The following is a 13,933-nucleotide window of genomic DNA, read 5'->3' as shown; positions in this document are numbered from 1 at the left end:
ACGGGGCGGCGAGCCTAAACAAAGAAGGAGGGACCTCTTGGAAGGTCCAGAAATCACCGCCGCCGAGGCCGTTCTCGACAACGGCCGCTTCGGCACCCGTACCATCCGTTTCGAGACCGGACGCCTCGCCCAGCAGGCCCAGGGCGCCGTCGCCGCCTACCTCGACGAGGAGACGATGCTCCTGTCGGCCACCAGCGCCGGCAAGCACCCCCGTGAGGGCTTCGACTTCTTCCCGCTGACCGTCGACGTCGAAGAGCGTTCGTACGCCGCGGGCAAGATCCCCGGCTCGTTCTTCCGTCGCGAGGGTCGCCCCTCGACCGAGGCCATCCTCGTGTGCCGCCTCATCGACCGCCCGCTGCGCCCGTCGTTCGTCGACGGCCTGCGCAACGAGGTCCAGATCGTCGTCACCGTGCTGTCGATCGCACCCGGCGAGTTCTACGACGCCCTCGCCATCAACGCGGCATCCATGTCGACCCAGATCTCGGGTCTGCCGTTCTCGGGCCCCATCGCGGGTGTGCGCCTGGCGCTCATCCCCGGCCAGGGCGAGCACGCCGACCAGTGGGTCGCCTTCCCCACCGTCACCCAGCTCGAGGACGCCGTGTTCGACCTCATCGTCGCGGGCCGCGTGCTCGACGACGGCGACGTCGCCATCATGATGGTGGAGGCCGAGGCCACCGAGGGCAGCTGGAACATGATCAAGGGCGGTGCGACCAAGCCCAACGAGCAGGTCGTCGCCGAGGGTCTCGAGGCCGCGAAGCCGTTCCTGCGCCAGCTCGTCGACGCGCAGAACGAGGTCGCTCGCACCGCGTCGAAGGAGATCCAGTCGTTCCCCGTCTTCCCGGCCTACAGCCAGGAGACCTACGACTTCGTCGCCGGTCGCGCCTACGACCGTCTGGTGCCGGTGTACCAGATCGCCGACAAGCAGGAGCGTCAGAACGCCGACGACGAGGTCAAGACCTCGGTCAAGGAGCAGCTGCTCGCCGCCGTCGAGTCGGGCGAGCTGCCCGCCGTCGCGACGCTGGAGTTCAACGCCGCGTACAAGTCGGTCACCAAGACGATCGTCCGCGGTCGCATCCTCGCCGAGGGCGTCCGTATGGACGGCCGTGGCCTGGCCGACATCCGCCCGCTCGACGCCGAGGTGCAGGTCATCCCGCGCGTCCACGGCTCGGCGATCTTCCAGCGCGGCGAGACCCAGATCCTGGGCGTCACCACGCTGAACATGCTCAAGATGGAGCAGCAGATCGACTCGCTCTCGCCCATCACGAGCAAGCGCTACCTGCACCACTACAACTTCCCGCCGTACTCGACCGGTGAGACCGGTCGCGTGGGGTCGCCGAAGCGTCGCGAGATCGGCCACGGCTTCCTGGCCGAGCGCGCGCTCGTGCCGGTGCTGCCCAGCCGCGAGGAGTTCCCCTACGCGATCCGTCAGGTGTCCGAGGCCCTCGGCTCGAACGGTTCGACGTCGATGGGCTCTGTCTGCGCCTCGACCCTGTCGCTGCTGAACGCGGGTGTGCCCCTTCGCGCTCCCGTCGCCGGTATCGCCATGGGTCTGGTGACCGACGAGGTCGACGGGCAGACGCGCTACGCCGCGCTGACCGACATCCTCGGCGCCGAGGACGCCCTCGGCGACATGGACTTCAAGGTCGCCGGTACCTCCGAGTTCATCACCGCGATCCAGCTCGACACCAAGCTCGACGGCATCCCGTCGTCGGTGCTGGCCGCCGCCCTCACCCAGGCTAAGGAGGCTCGCCTCACGATCCTCAACGTCCTGAACGCCGCGATCGACGCTCCCGACGAGATGGCGCCCACCGCGCCCCGCGTCATCAGCGTGCAGATCCCGGTCGACAAGATCGGTGAGCTCATCGGCCCCAAGGGCAAGACGATCAACGCCATCCAGGACGAGACCGGCGCGCAGATCTCCATCGAGGAGGACGGCACCGTCTACATCGGCGCGACCGACGGCCCCTCGGCCGAGGCCGCCCGCGCCCAGGTGAACGCGATCGCCAACCCGACCAACCCCGAGGTGGGCGAGCAGTTCCTCGGAACGGTCGTGAAGATCGCGACCTTCGGTGCGTTCGTCTCGCTGCTCCCCGGCAAGGACGGCCTGCTGCACGTCAGCGAGGTGCGCAAGCTCGCCGGTGGCAAGCGCGTCGAGAACGTCGAGGACGTGCTCTCGGTCGGTCGCAAGATACTCGTGCGCATCACGAAGATCGACGACCGTGGCAAGCTCTCGCTCGAGCCCGTGCTCGACGAGGAGGCCACCACGCCCGAGCCCGCCGACACGCAGAGCTCGGCCGCCGCGAGCGAGGGCCCCGAGGCTCCCGCCGAAGGCTGATCGCGCGATCACCGGATGCCCGTCCCGCTCGATGCGGGGCGGGCATCCGTCGTGTGACGCACGTGGTCAGCGGGGCTCATGTGACAGCGCCGCGCGCAAGCGTTACGCAATGTTTATCGCCGGGCCGGGTGAAACCGCAGCCTCGTCAGGGCGAACGCATACGCTCGAAGAACGTCGGGGGGCGAGGGCGTGCGGCATATCCGCACCGGTTCCCGGCGCGAGAGGGGATCCCACCATGAGCGGCTCGGGCGTCGACGAGACGGCCTCGCCGCGCCTGCGTCGGGATCGCGCTCCGCACCCGTCCGCCCCCATCACCCTGCAGGGGCCGGGCCTCGGCTCCCACGTGCGCGTCCCCCTCGGCGAGACCGGCTTCGACGTCTTCCCGCTCTTCCTCGGCGGCGGGGAGTTCGGCTGGAACGTCGACGCCGGCGCCAGCCACGAGATCCTCGACGCCTACGTCGAGCTCGGTGGCAACGCCGTGCACACGGCCGACAGCTACGCGGCCGGCCGCAGCGAGTACATCATCGGCGCGTGGATGCGGTCGCGCCGCCTTCGCGATGACACCGTCCTGACCGTGCGGGTGGGCGGTCATCCCGACAACCCCGGTCTCGACTCCGTGAACCTCGTGCGGGCGGTCGAGGCGTCGCTCACGCGCCTGGGCACCGATCGCATCGACGTCCTCTCGCTCGACGCCGCCCGCGGCGACACGGCGATGCTGGAGGACACCCTCGCCACGAGCGAGTGGCTCGTCGACTCCGGCAAAGTGCGCGCGATCGGCGCCCACGGATACACCGCCGCCCAGCTCGTTGAGGCGCGCATCCTGTCGTCGGCGGGGTATCCCCGCATCACGGTGCTCGACGTGCCGTACAACGTGCTGCGGCGCTCGGAATTCGACGGCGATGTGCGTCTGATCGCGTCCGCCCAGAACATGGCGGTGACCCCGTCGCATCCTCTCGCCCACGGTTTCCTCGCGGGCGAGACGCGCACGCGCGGGCAGTCGACGCAGTCGGTGCGCGGCTCCCAGGTCGCGGCCCACCTGAACCGGCGCGGCTCGCGGGTCCTTCGCGCGCTCGACACCGTCGGCAACGAACTCGGCATCCCGGATGCGGCGGTGGCGGTGGCATGGCTGCTCGCGCAGAAGATCATCACCGCGCCCATCGTCAACGCCTTCGCTCCGCGCCACGTGGTGGAATGCATGCGCGCCGTGGGCGTGCGGCTGAGCCGCTCTCAGCTGTCGGACATCGCGCGCGCCGCCGAGTGAGGGCCGCCCCCACCGGGGCGTGACGTAGGCTGGGAGGACCGGCCGGGGGACGGCAGATCGACAACGGGGTGAGCTGACGTGACGCACTACATCTACCTGGTGCGCCATGGCGAGCACCAGGATGCCGAGCACGGCCTCTCCGACGGCCCCCTGTCGCCGCGCGGTCAGCGTCAGGCGGCGTTGCTCGCCGATCGGCTGTCGGGTCTTCCCCTCGACGCGGTGTGGCACTCGCCCCTCGAGCGCGCCGCGCAGACCGCGCGCGCCGTCGCCGACCGCCTCCCGTCGGTCTCGCCGGAGTCGTCGGCGCTGCTGTTCGACTGCGTCCCCACCGGAATGACGCCCGAGACCCCGGCCGCGTACGAGCCGTTCTTCGGCTCGGTGACCGAGGCCGAGATCGACGCGGGACGCGCGCAGATGGCCGACGCGACCGCCGAGTTCCTCGCCCGCAAGGCGGGGGAGGTGCACGAGCTGGTGATCACCCACAACTTCGTCATCTCGTGGTTCGTCCGCGAGGTGCTGCAGGCTCCCGACTGGCGTTGGATGACGATCAACCAGGCGTACTGCGGACTCACGGTCATCGCGCAGAAGAAGGGCCGCCCCTGGACGCTGCTGTCGCACAACGACCTGGCGCACCTGCCGGTCGAACTGCGCACGGGACTGGTCGACCCGCTGCCGGTCTGACCGGGGTGCCACTCCGACCGGGCCGCCCATCCGATCGGGCTGCCGCGGAAGAGACGGCCGGTCTGACTCGGCTGGTGGTCCGATCCGGCTGCCGGTCCACCCCGTCGGCCGGTGCGCTGCCGACGGCACTCCGCTCCGGATGCCGCTCGCGCGGCGCGTCTGTGGACACTGCCCGACCCGCGACGGCGCCGACGCCTAGGCTGGTGGCATGACCACACGCGTTGCCATCGTGGGCGGAACCGGCAAGCTCGGCGGAGTCATCCGCGAGGTCGTCGAGGCCGAGGACGGATACGAGGTCGCCGCCGTGCTCGGCTCCCAGTCCGATCTTGCCGAGCTCGACGGAGCCGACCTCGTGGTCGACGCCTCGACGCCCGCGGTGTCCATCGATGTCGTCCGCGCCGCCATCGACCGCGGACTCAACGTACTCGTGGGCACCTCGGGGTGGTCCAACGAGCGCATCGCCCTCGTCCGCCCGCTCGCCGAGGCGGCCGGAACCGGTGTCGTCTTCATCCCGAACTTCTCGCTCGGGTCGGTGATCGGCAGCGCCCTGGCGGCTGCCGCGGCCCCGTTCTTCCCGTCGATCGAGATCGTCGAGGCCCACCGCGACACGAAGGTCGACTCGCCCAGCGGCACCGCGGTGCGCACGGCCGAGCTCATCGCCGCGGCCCGCGCCGACGTCGGTCCCGTCGAGTCACCGCACGTCGACCAGCGTGCTCGGGGCCAGCGCGTGGCATCCGTTCCGATCCACTCGCTTCGTCGTCCGGGCGTCATCGCCCGGCAGGAGACCGTGCTCTCGGGCGCGGGCGAGTCGCTGACCCTCGTGCACGACACGATCGACCCCACCACGGCATACGCGCCGGGGATCCGCATCGCCCTCGCGGCGGCTCGCGACGCGCGCGGCGTCACGATCGGTCTCGACAGCTTCATCGACATCGGCGTGCGCACGCGGCCGGTCGAGACCGGCGCCCCGGTGTCGGACGGCGACGTGTCGGGTCAGGTCGCGAGCGCGACGAGCGCATGAGGGTCCGCATCGCCGTCGCCGTCATGACGGTGCTGCTCCTGCTCTACGTCGTCCTGGCGGGGCAACGGGCGCTGGTCCTGCTCGCCAGCGGCGAGACCGTCGGCGTGGTCATGGGCATCGCCCTTCTCGTCCTGCCGTTGCTCGCCCTCTGGGCCATCGGGCGCGAACTGTGGTTCGGCGTCCGCGCGCAGCAGATCGGCGAGAGGCTCGACGCCGAGGGCGGACTTCCCGACGAAGACCTGCCCGTGCGGCCGAGCGGGCGCGTCGAACGCGCCGACGGCGACGCCCTGTTTCCGCGCTATCGCGCCGAGGTCGAGGCTGATCCCGCCGACTGGCGCGCGCGCTACCGTCTCGCTCTGGCTTACGACGCCGCGGGCGACCGTCGGCGTGCGCGCGAGGCCGTGCGCACCGCGATCCGTCTCGAGGCGGCGGAGCGACGCGGGCGCTGAGTCCGCGCGGTCGCCGCTCCGCCGTCGCTCGTCAGCCGGCCGCGGGGACGGCGGAGGCGACCGCGTCCTCGACCGTTCTGTGCGTGAAAGAGAAGCCCGTGTCGTTCAGGACCGTCGGTTTCACGTCGGCGTCGGAGGTGAGGAGGGCCTCGGTGGCATCCGTCCCGAGAGCGAGCTTGACGCCCCAGATCGGCGCGCGCAGCACGTACGGGCGGTTCATGCGCCGCGCCAGGGCGAAGCCGAGGTCGTTCGCCGTCGCCCGGGTCGGGCCCGTCAGGTTGACGGGGCCGTCGATCTCGGAGTCGATCACGTGACGGATGGCGCGCACCTCGTCGTCGAGCGAGATCCACGGCCACACCTGGGTGCCGCGTCCGATGGGTCCTGAGATGCCGAGCTTGGTGAGGAGCAACAGGGGCTTCAGGACACCCTGCTCGTGCACGACGGGCGCCGTGCGCAGCAGGGCGACGCGCGCCTTGTCACCCGCGTCGCGCGCGGCGGACTCCCACTCCACGCAGATGTCGGCGAGAAGGCCCGTGCCGCGGGGCGAGCCCTCGGTGAGCTCGACGCGCGGCTGCGAGCCGTAGAAGCCGGTCGCACTCGCGTTCACGAGCGCCGGAGCATCGTCGCCGAGAGCGCGGACGGCGGCGGCCAGCGTGCGCGTCGGCGTCACCCGCGACCACAGCAGCGTCGACTTGTACGACGGGGTCCACGGGAAACGCCCGATCGAGGCGCCGTTCAGGCACACCACGGCGTCGGCCCCGGCGATGACGTCGGGGTCGAGAGGTGTGGCGTCTTGAAGCCACTGCCGCTCGTGCGGGGCCGAGGGGGCGTGGCGCACCAGCGAGGTGACCTCGACGCCGTCGCTTCGCAGGGAGTCGAGAAGCGCCGAGCCGATGAGGCCCGACGCGCCGGCGATGACGACGCGTCGGGCCGGGGTCTCAGGCAAGCGTCGCCTCGAGGGTGATGTCGATACCGGCGAGGGCCTGCGACACGGGGCAGTTCGCCTTCGCGTCGGCCGCGATCTTCTGGAACGTGGCGTCGTCGAGGTCGGGCACGACGGCGTTGACGTTGAGGTGGCTGCCGGTGATACCGGTGCCGGGTTTGAAGGTGATGGATGCCGTGGTGTCGACCGACGTCGGCGGGGTGCCGTTGTCGGCGAGGGCGTTGGACAGCGCCATGCTGAAGCACGCCGAGTGGGCGCCCGCGAGCAGCTCCTCCGGCGTGGTGACCGAGTTCGAGCCTTCGCTGCGCGCCTTCCAGTTCACGTCGAACGTGCCGATGCCCGACGAGGTGAACGTGACCTCGCCCGATCCCTCGAACAGGCTGCCTTTCCAGGCGGTGGTGGCTTCGCTCGTGACGGCCATGGGGAACCTCCGTTGATCCGGCGCGATCGGGGGTGACCGCGACGCGGCCAGCCTAACGAGGGGTTTCGACGCTGCGCGGGACTTGACAGCCCCGTCTCACGGACCGCTCAGGCGGTGGTGGGTCCGCGGCGGCCGAGCAGTCCCGCACGCTGCAGGACGAGGTACAGCTGACAGCCGAGGCACAGTCCGAAGACGGCGTTCAGGAACGCGGCGACGAAGGCCATCGCCGCCGCGATCGGCAGCGCCCAGGGCACTCCGGCCAGGTGCAGCAGCAGACCCACGGCCGTCACGAACAGTCCCACGCCCTGCGCGAAGCGCGGCGGGCGCGGGTCTTCGAACTCGGTGGGCGGAGCGAGGCGGGGCTGGACGACCCGGCGGTACAGCACGCTCCACGGCGCCGTGCGCGGAGCGGCGACGCCCCACACGAACAGGAGGGCGACGATCAGGAGGAGCAGGAAGCCGGGATCGGCGGCGCGCTGCGCGATCGAGGCCTGCGTGAGCGTCCAGATCGTCGGAGCGAACGTCTGTCCCGACGCGGGCTGGTTCGCGAAGAACCCCACCTCGGCGCGCGTGGAGATACCGACGAGGCTCAGCAGCGTCGCGACCACCAGCAGAACGGCGGTGACGGATGCCGCGAACCGCGGGCCGCGGGCATCGATACGCGAGATGTCAGGCACGGGCCGCCTCCTTCTTCAGGGTGTCGAGTTCGAGCTCGACGACCGACCGGCCGGGCGTTCCGCCGAAGCGCGTGCGCACGACCCCGCGACGATCGAGCACGAGCGTCGTGGGCGTCTGCAGCACCCGGAAGTGCTGCGCGATGTCGGGGCGGTGCGTGAGGTCGACGTCGAGATGACGGACGCCGTCGCGGGCATCGGCGACCTCGCTGAGCATCCGGTGGACCCCGGGGCAGCGCGCGCACATCTCGGTGCTGAACTGCAGGAGGGTCGCCTCCTCGCCCAGGCCGTCGGCGCCGAGACGGCGCGGGTCGACGACCTCCGCCGAGTCGATGGCGCGTGCGCGGCCGTCGCGGCGGCGCCAGAGGAGTCCCGCGGCCGTCGCCACGACGACGAGAGCCGCGATCGAGATCAGCGCGATGGTCAGGTCCACGACGGACAACGGTAGTGCGCCGTGACGGACCGCGGGCCGATGAGTCCTCGCATGACGCACCCGCTCAGCGTTCTCACGGCCGGGCCTCTGCGGCATCCCCCTCCTCCCCGGGCACGGCCGCCGCGGGGCGGGTGTGGACGATCGGCGTGACGGGGGCGCACGCGGGTATCGTGAAGCGCGTGACCGCCGACACCCCGACGCCCTACGAAGACCTGCTCCGCGACGTCCTCGAGCAGGGCGTGCACAAGTCCGATCGCACCGGTACGGGCACCACGAGCGTGTTCGGCCGGCAGATCCGGTTCGACCTCGCCGAGGGGTTCCCTCTGGTGACGACCAAGCGCGTGCATCTCAAGTCGATCGTCTACGAGCTGCTGTGGTTCCTCCGCGGCGAGTCGAACGTGTCGTGGCTGCGGGAGAACGGCGTCACGATCTGGGACGAGTGGGCCGACGCCGACGGCGAGCTGGGGCCCGTCTACGGCGTGCAGTGGCGCTCCTGGCCGACCGCCGACGGCGGCACCATCGACCAGATCGCCCAGGTCGTCGAGCAGATCCGTCGCGATCCCGACTCGCGTCGCCTGATCGTCTCGGCGTGGAACCCCGCCGACATCCCCGACATGGCGCTCGCGCCGTGCCACGCGCTCTTCCAGTTCTACGTGGCCGACGGCAAGCTGTCGTGCCAGCTGTACCAGCGCAGCGCCGACATGTTCCTCGGTGTCCCCTTCAACATCGCGTCCTACGCCCTGCTGACGCTGATGATCGCGCAGCAGACGGGCCTCGAGCCGGGTGAGTTCGTATGGACCGGCGGTGACTGCCACGTCTACGACAACCACCGCGAGCAGGTCGCCGAGCAGCTCACGCGCGAGGCGTACCCCGCCCCGACGCTGCGCTTCGCGCGCACCCCCGACTCGATCTTCGACTACACCTACGACGACATCGTCGTCGAGGGGTATCAGCACCACCCCGCCATCCGCGCGGCCGTCGCCGTATGACCTCGGTCGGTCTCGTCTGGGCCGAAGCCCATGACGGCATCATCGGCGCCGAGGGCGGGATGCCGTGGCACGTCCCCGAAGACATGGCGCACTTCCGCGAGGTCACGGGCTCGCACGACGTGATCATGGGGCGTCGCACGTGGGAGTCCCTTCCGCCGCGATTCCGCCCCCTCCCCGGGCGGCGCAACATCGTGGTGACCCGCTCCGACGCGTGGACCGCTGAGGGGGCCGAGCGTGCAGGATCGCTCGACGAGGCCCTCGCGTCGGCCCGCGGAGCCGAGGTCTGGGTGATCGGCGGAGGCATGCTGTACGCCGAAGCCGTCGACCGCGCCGACGTCCTCGAGGTGACGCGTCTCGACCTCGCGGTCCACGGCGACACCCGCGCTCCGTCGACGCGGGGCTGGTCGCGGGTCGCCGCCGACCCCGCCGAGGGATGGCACACCTCGCGCAGCGGCATCCGGTACCGCTTCGAGACGTACCACCGGGGAGACTGAGATGACGCGCACCGCGGTGATCACGGGGGCGAGTTCGGGCCTCGGCGCCGAGTTCGCCCGGCAGCTCGCCGCGCGCGGCGCCGACCTGGTTCTCGTCGCCCGCGACGCAGCCTCCCTGGAGGTCGTCGCCGCCGAGGTGCGCGAACGTCACGGCGTCGCGGTCGAGGTGCTCAGCGCCGACCTCCTCGACCCCGACGCTCTCCCGCGCGTCGAGGAGCGCCTCATGCTCGGCGACGTCGCCGTGCTCGTGAACAACGCGGGATTCGGGCTCGACCTGGCCTTCGAAGAGAACGACGTCGATGCCGAGGTGCGCCACCTGCGACTGCATGTGGAGGCCGCCATGCGGCTCACGCATGCCGTGTTGACTCCCATGCTCTCGCGGGGGAGCGGCCGCATCGTCAACGTCGCCTCCGTCGCCGGGTTCGTGCCGCGCGGAACCTATGGCGCCGCGAAAGGGTGGCTCATCTCGTTCAGCCGCTGGGCGAACGTCGTCTACCGTCCACGGGGCGTGACAGTGACGGCGGTCTGTCCGGGCTTCGTGCACACGAACTTCCACGAGCGCCTCGGCCTCCCTCCGGGGCAGGAGGGCGTGCCCGATCGCCTGTGGCTCGACGCGGCCACCGTGGTGCGCGAGGGATTGCGCGACGCCGCACGGGGGCGTTCGGTGTCGGTGCCGTCGTGGCGGTACAAGCTCCTGGTCGCCGGGTCGCGCCTGCTGCCCGACGCGGTGGTCGTGCGCGCGGCGTCACGCGGGCGCTGATCCCCTTCGCGTCTCAGCGGAACCGACCCAACCGGATCCCGGCGAAGGCGAGGGCGGCGATCGTCTCCCCGTCGGTGATGCCGCCGCCCGCGATCAGCGCGAGCGCCTCGGCGAACGGGATCCACCGCACGGCATCGATGCCCTCCTCGCTCTGCGAGGCCGTGGCATCCGTCATCGACAGGCCGCGCGCGAGGAAGACGTGCTCGGGGGCCTCGGCGATGCCGTTCAGGGCGTTCATCGCTCCCAGATCGTGCCACTCGGATGCCGTCACCCCGGCCTCCTCGAGCAGCTCGCGTCGCGCCGCGATGAGCGGATCCTCCCCGTCGGACCCGCCCGCGGGGATCTCGAGCGAACGACCCGTCGTGTACCTCTCGAGCTCGACGAAGCAGAGGCGCTCGTCGTCATCGAGCGCTACGACGAACACCGCGGGGTTCTGCATGCGCACGACCCCGTAGATGCCGTCGCCGTGCGGGCCGGTCACGTCATCCTCGCGGACGTTGATCCAGGGGTTCTCGTACACGGTGCGCGTCGCGCGGGTCGTCCATGCCATGCGCTCACCCTAGGACGCCCTCGCCGTCACGCATTGTTCACACCGACTGCGGGGGAGGCCGGGGGAGGACGCCGCCGAACCGATAACCTGGGATCATGACGCACTCCGGCAATCCCTTCGGTCAGGTGCTCGTCGCGCTCATCACTCCGATGACCGCCGACGGCGAAGTCGATTGGCCCGCCACCGAGAAGCACATCGACGACGTCATCACCGCCGGGGCTGACGGCATCGTCGTCACCGGCACCACGGGCGAGACCTCGACGCTCACCGACCCCGAGAAGCTGCGTCTGGTCGAGGTCGGCAAGAGCGTGTCGGCCGGTCGCGCCAAGATCATCACGGGCGGCGGCTCGAACGAGACCGCGCACGCGATCGAGCTCTACAAGGCCAGCGAGAAGGCCGGTGCCGACGGCATCATGATCGTCACGCCGTACTACAACAAGCCCACGCAGGCCGGCATCCTGACGCACTTCCGTCTCGTCGCCGACGCGACAGACCTGCCGGTCATCCTCTACGACATCCCCGGCCGCACGGGTGTGCCCATCACGTACGAGACGATCCTGCGCCTCGCGAAGCACCCCAACATCCTCGCGATCAAAGATGCCAAGGGCGACTTCAGCGAGGTCAGCCGGGTCCTGAACCAGACCGACCTGATGTACTTCTCGGGCGACGACGCCAACGTCCTCCCGCACCTCTCGATCGGCGCGTCCGGCCTCATCGGCGTCACGGCGAACATCGCCGCGGCGCCCTACCGGACGATCGTGGATGCCGTCAACGCGGGCGATCTGGCATCCGCCACCGCCGCGCACAAAGGCCTCGAACCGCTCGTCCGCGCCGTCATGACGCACGTGCCGGGCACGGTCGCGGCGAAGTACATCCTGCACGGCCTCGGCCGCATCGGCAGCCCCCGGGTCCGCCTGCCCCTCGTCGGGCCGGAGGAGTGGGAAGCCGCCGTCATCGAAGACGAGTTGGCCCTCGTGAAGAACGTGGCCGGCGCCGACTTCTCCAACTTCCGCCCCGACCGCAACGCGGCCGCCGGCGGCGCGCTGCCGAAGGTGCACGGCACCACGAGATAAGCATCGGCGTCCGCCGAACCGCGGCCAGGGACGCCACACAGAGGGATGCCGCACGGCGGCATCCGAGGAGGCACATATGCCCACTACCCCGTTCGATCCGCCCGCGCTCGCCGCGGGCACCCTCCGCGTCATCCCGCTCGGCGGCCTCGGCGAAGTCGGTCGCAACATGACCGTCTTCGAGTACGACGGCAAGCTGCTCGTCGTCGACTGCGGCGTGCTCTTCCCCGAGGAGCACCAGCCGGGCGTCGACCTGATCCTGCCCGATTTCGAGCCCATCCGGCACCGTCTCGACGACATCGTCGGCGTCGTGCTGACCCACGGCCACGAGGACCACATCGGCGCCGTCCCTTACCTGCTCAAGCTCAAGGGCGACATCCCTCTCATCGGCTCGGGGCTCACCCTCGCTCTCATCGAGGCGAAGTTGAAAGAGCACCGCATCCGCCCCTACACCCTCACGGTGGCGGAGGGGCAGCGCGAGCAGGTCGGTCCGTTCGATCTCGAGTTCGTCGCGGTCAACCACTCGATCCCCGACGCCCTCGCCGTCGCGATCCGCACCCCTGCGGGTCTCGTTCTCGCCACGGGCGACTTCAAGATGGACCAGCTGCCGCTCGACGGTCGCATCACCGATCTCCGTGCATTCGCGCGTCTCGGCGAGGAGGGCGTCGACCTGTTCCTCGTCGACTCCACCAACGCCGACGTGCCCGGGTTCACGCCCACGGAGCGCGGCATCGGCCCCGTGCTCGACCAGGTGATCGCCAAGGCGCCTCGCCGTGTCGTTGTCGCGAGCTTCTCCAGCCATGTGCACCGCGTGCAGCAGGTGCTCGACGCCGCCCACGCGAACGGTCGCCGTGTGGCGCTGCTCGGGCGCAGCATGGTGCGCAACATGGGGATCGCGGCCGACCTCGGCTACCTGAACGTGCCGGACGGCGTGCTCATCGACTACAAGAAGGCGCGCGACCTGCCCGACGACGAGATCGTCTACATGTCGACCGGGTCGCAGGGCGAGCCGATGGCCGTCCTCAGCCGCATGGCCAACCTGGATCACGCGATCGAACCCGGCGAGGGCGACACGATCATCCTGGCATCCAGCCAGATCCCCGGGAACGAGAACGCGATCTACCGCGTCATCGACGGGCTGACGAAGCTCGGTGCGACCGTGGTGCACAAGGGCAATGCCAAGGTGCACGTCTCGGGTCACGCCGCGGCGGGCGAGCTGCTGTACTGCTACAACATCCTCAAGCCCAAGAACGTCCTCCCCGTGCACGGCGAGTACCGCCACCTGATGGCGAACGCCAAGCTCGCCCGCGAGACCGGCATCCCCGAGAAGAACACCATCCTCGGCGAGAACGGCACGGTCGTCGATCTGCGCGACGGCGTGGCCGAGGTCGTGGGCCAGGTCGACATCGGCTTCGTATACGTCGACGGGTCATCGGTGGGCGAGATCACGGATGCCGACTTGAAGGACCGACGCATCCTCGGCGAGGAGGGGTTCATCTCGGTCATCGTCGTCGTCGACTCCGCGACCGGCAAGATCGTGTCGGGACCCGAGATCCATGCCCGCGGCGTCGCGGAGGACGACAAGGTCTTCGACAGCGTGAAGCCGAAGATCGCGGCGGCACTGGCCGAGGCCGCGAAGTCGGGGGTCCGCGACAACCACGCGTTGTCCCAGGTCGTGCGTCGCACGATCGGACGCTGGGTCAACCAGTCGCTTCGTCGTCGGCCCATGATCGTACCGATGGTCATCGAGGCCTGAGCAGCCGAGCAGAGCGGAGCGCCGCGGGGATCGACCCGCGGCGCTCCGTCGTTCCCGGGTTCCGTCTGCGATCACCCCGTGAGGCGAGGCGGGCCT

The 13,933-nt window shown here is 70.5% G+C and carries 15 protein-coding genes; 10 read left to right on the top strand and 5 right to left on the bottom strand.

Going from position 1 to position 13,933, the window contains the following annotated elements; all coding sequences use genetic code 11:
- The first annotated feature begins 37 nt into the window (after positions 1 to 37).
- The 5 genes from ACFZA2_RS01165 (at position 38) to ACFZA2_RS01145 (ending at position 5,747) form a co-directional block, all read left to right on the top strand.
- A complete protein-coding gene (locus ACFZA2_RS01165; protein WP_315993105.1) occupies positions 38 to 2,335 on the top strand; it encodes a polyribonucleotide nucleotidyltransferase in 2,298 nt (765 codons plus the stop codon).
- Between the two features lie 235 nt (positions 2,336 to 2,570).
- Positions 2,571 to 3,596, top strand: a complete 1,026-nt coding sequence (locus tag ACFZA2_RS01160) for an aldo/keto reductase (protein ID WP_315993104.1) — start codon at positions 2,571 to 2,573, stop codon at positions 3,594 to 3,596.
- A gap of 78 nt (positions 3,597 to 3,674) precedes the next feature.
- Positions 3,675 to 4,277, top strand: coding sequence for a histidine phosphatase family protein (locus ACFZA2_RS01155; RefSeq protein ID WP_315993103.1), 603 nt, complete (start codon positions 3,675 to 3,677; stop codon positions 4,275 to 4,277).
- 208 nt (positions 4,278 to 4,485) lie between these two features.
- Positions 4,486 to 5,298 carry a 4-hydroxy-tetrahydrodipicolinate reductase gene (gene dapB / locus ACFZA2_RS01150; RefSeq protein WP_391399512.1) on the top strand — a complete coding sequence of 271 codons (813 nt, stop codon included), beginning with the start codon at positions 4,486 to 4,488 and terminating at the stop codon, positions 5,296 to 5,298.
- Entirely contained in the window at positions 5,295 to 5,747 is a 453-nt protein-coding gene (locus ACFZA2_RS01145; RefSeq protein WP_315993101.1) for a hypothetical protein, read from the top strand. Before dapB ends, ACFZA2_RS01145 begins: the two co-directional genes overlap by 4 nt.
- Positions 5,748 to 5,778: 31 nt before the next feature.
- On the opposite strand, the gene ACFZA2_RS01140 is transcribed toward ACFZA2_RS01145, so the two are convergent.
- From ACFZA2_RS01140 to ACFZA2_RS01125, 4 genes are all read right to left on the bottom strand, one after another.
- Positions 5,779 to 6,693 (bottom strand): TIGR01777 family oxidoreductase, encoded by a 915-nt coding sequence (locus ACFZA2_RS01140; protein ID WP_391399509.1) that lies wholly within the window; start codon positions 6,691 to 6,693, stop codon positions 5,779 to 5,781.
- A complete protein-coding gene (locus ACFZA2_RS01135; protein ID WP_391399506.1) occupies positions 6,686 to 7,111 on the bottom strand; it encodes an OsmC family peroxiredoxin in 426 nt (141 codons plus the stop codon). The genes ACFZA2_RS01140 and ACFZA2_RS01135 overlap by 8 nt, the downstream gene beginning before the upstream one ends.
- A 107-nt stretch (positions 7,112 to 7,218) precedes the next feature.
- Entirely contained in the window at positions 7,219 to 7,788 is a 570-nt protein-coding gene (locus tag ACFZA2_RS01130) for a DUF4395 domain-containing protein (RefSeq protein ID WP_391399503.1), read from the bottom strand.
- Positions 7,781 to 8,218, bottom strand: a complete 438-nt coding sequence (locus ACFZA2_RS01125) for a TlpA family protein disulfide reductase (protein ID WP_391399500.1) — start codon at positions 8,216 to 8,218, stop codon at positions 7,781 to 7,783. The genes ACFZA2_RS01130 and ACFZA2_RS01125 overlap by 8 nt, the downstream gene beginning before the upstream one ends.
- A gap of 179 nt (positions 8,219 to 8,397) precedes the next feature.
- Here ACFZA2_RS01125 and ACFZA2_RS01120 point away from each other — a divergent pair, with 179 nt between their 5' ends.
- The 3 genes from ACFZA2_RS01120 to ACFZA2_RS01110 are packed head-to-tail and all read left to right on the top strand — an operon-like array spanning position 8,398 to position 10,461.
- Complete coding sequence (locus tag ACFZA2_RS01120) at positions 8,398 to 9,207, top strand: thymidylate synthase (protein ID WP_391399497.1); 810 nt, start codon at positions 8,398 to 8,400, stop codon at positions 9,205 to 9,207.
- Positions 9,204 to 9,701: a dihydrofolate reductase gene (locus tag ACFZA2_RS01115; protein ID WP_391399494.1), complete on the top strand. Its 498-nt coding sequence runs from the start codon at positions 9,204 to 9,206 to the stop codon at positions 9,699 to 9,701. The genes ACFZA2_RS01120 and ACFZA2_RS01115 overlap by 4 nt, the downstream gene beginning before the upstream one ends.
- A gap of 1 nt (position 9,702) precedes the next feature.
- Positions 9,703 to 10,461, top strand: coding sequence for an SDR family NAD(P)-dependent oxidoreductase (locus ACFZA2_RS01110; RefSeq protein ID WP_391399491.1), 759 nt, complete (start codon positions 9,703 to 9,705; stop codon positions 10,459 to 10,461).
- Between the two features lie 13 nt (positions 10,462 to 10,474).
- On the opposite strand, the gene ACFZA2_RS01105 is transcribed toward ACFZA2_RS01110, so the two are convergent.
- Entirely contained in the window at positions 10,475 to 11,011 is a 537-nt protein-coding gene (locus tag ACFZA2_RS01105; protein ID WP_391399488.1) for an NUDIX domain-containing protein, read from the bottom strand.
- Positions 11,012 to 11,106: 95 nt separating this feature from the next.
- Here ACFZA2_RS01105 and dapA point away from each other — a divergent pair, with 95 nt between their 5' ends.
- Together dapA and ACFZA2_RS01095 are read left to right on the top strand one after the other, a co-directional pair.
- Positions 11,107 to 12,084: a 4-hydroxy-tetrahydrodipicolinate synthase gene (dapA, locus tag ACFZA2_RS01100; protein WP_315993092.1), complete on the top strand. Its 978-nt coding sequence runs from the start codon at positions 11,107 to 11,109 to the stop codon at positions 12,082 to 12,084.
- A 76-nt stretch (positions 12,085 to 12,160) separates the two neighbouring features.
- The gene (locus ACFZA2_RS01095) at positions 12,161 to 13,837 is read left to right on the top strand and encodes a ribonuclease J (protein ID WP_391399484.1); all 1,677 of its coding nucleotides are present in this window, start codon (positions 12,161 to 12,163) and stop codon (positions 13,835 to 13,837) included.
- Positions 13,838 to 13,933: the final 96 nt, after the last annotated feature.

The sequence above is a fragment of the Microbacterium sp. NPDC007973 genome (assembly GCF_042958465.1).
Classification (GTDB): Bacteria; Actinomycetota; Actinomycetes; order Actinomycetales; family Microbacteriaceae; genus Microbacterium; species Microbacterium galbum.
The sequence above is the reverse complement of the archived record's forward strand: the minus strand, read 5'-3'. Positions and strand labels throughout refer to the sequence as shown.

What these genes read in the sequence shown, in the direction of transcription:
- ACFZA2_RS01095 (WP_391399484.1), top strand. Translation starts at nt 12,161, where the DNA reads ATGCCCACTACCCCGTTCGATCCGCCCGCGCTCGCCGCGGGCACCCTC.
- ACFZA2_RS01160 (WP_315993104.1), top strand. Translation starts at nt 2,571, where the DNA reads ATGAGCGGCTCGGGCGTCGACGAGACGGCCTCGCCGCGCCTGCGTCGG.
- ACFZA2_RS01115 (WP_391399494.1), top strand. Translation starts at nt 9,204, where the DNA reads ATGACCTCGGTCGGTCTCGTCTGGGCCGAAGCCCATGACGGCATCATC.
- ACFZA2_RS01110 (WP_391399491.1), top strand. Translation starts at nt 9,703, where the DNA reads ATGACGCGCACCGCGGTGATCACGGGGGCGAGTTCGGGCCTCGGCGCC.
- ACFZA2_RS01105 (WP_391399488.1), bottom strand. Translation starts at nt 11,011, where the DNA reads ATGGCATGGACGACCCGCGCGACGCGCACCGTGTACGAGAACCCCTGG.
- ACFZA2_RS01135 (WP_391399506.1), bottom strand. Translation starts at nt 7,111, where the DNA reads ATGGCCGTCACGAGCGAAGCCACCACCGCCTGGAAAGGCAGCCTGTTC.
- ACFZA2_RS01145 (WP_315993101.1), top strand. Translation starts at nt 5,295, where the DNA reads ATGAGGGTCCGCATCGCCGTCGCCGTCATGACGGTGCTGCTCCTGCTC.
- dapA (WP_315993092.1), top strand. Translation starts at nt 11,107, where the DNA reads ATGACGCACTCCGGCAATCCCTTCGGTCAGGTGCTCGTCGCGCTCATC.
- dapB (WP_391399512.1), top strand. Translation starts at nt 4,486, where the DNA reads ATGACCACACGCGTTGCCATCGTGGGCGGAACCGGCAAGCTCGGCGGA.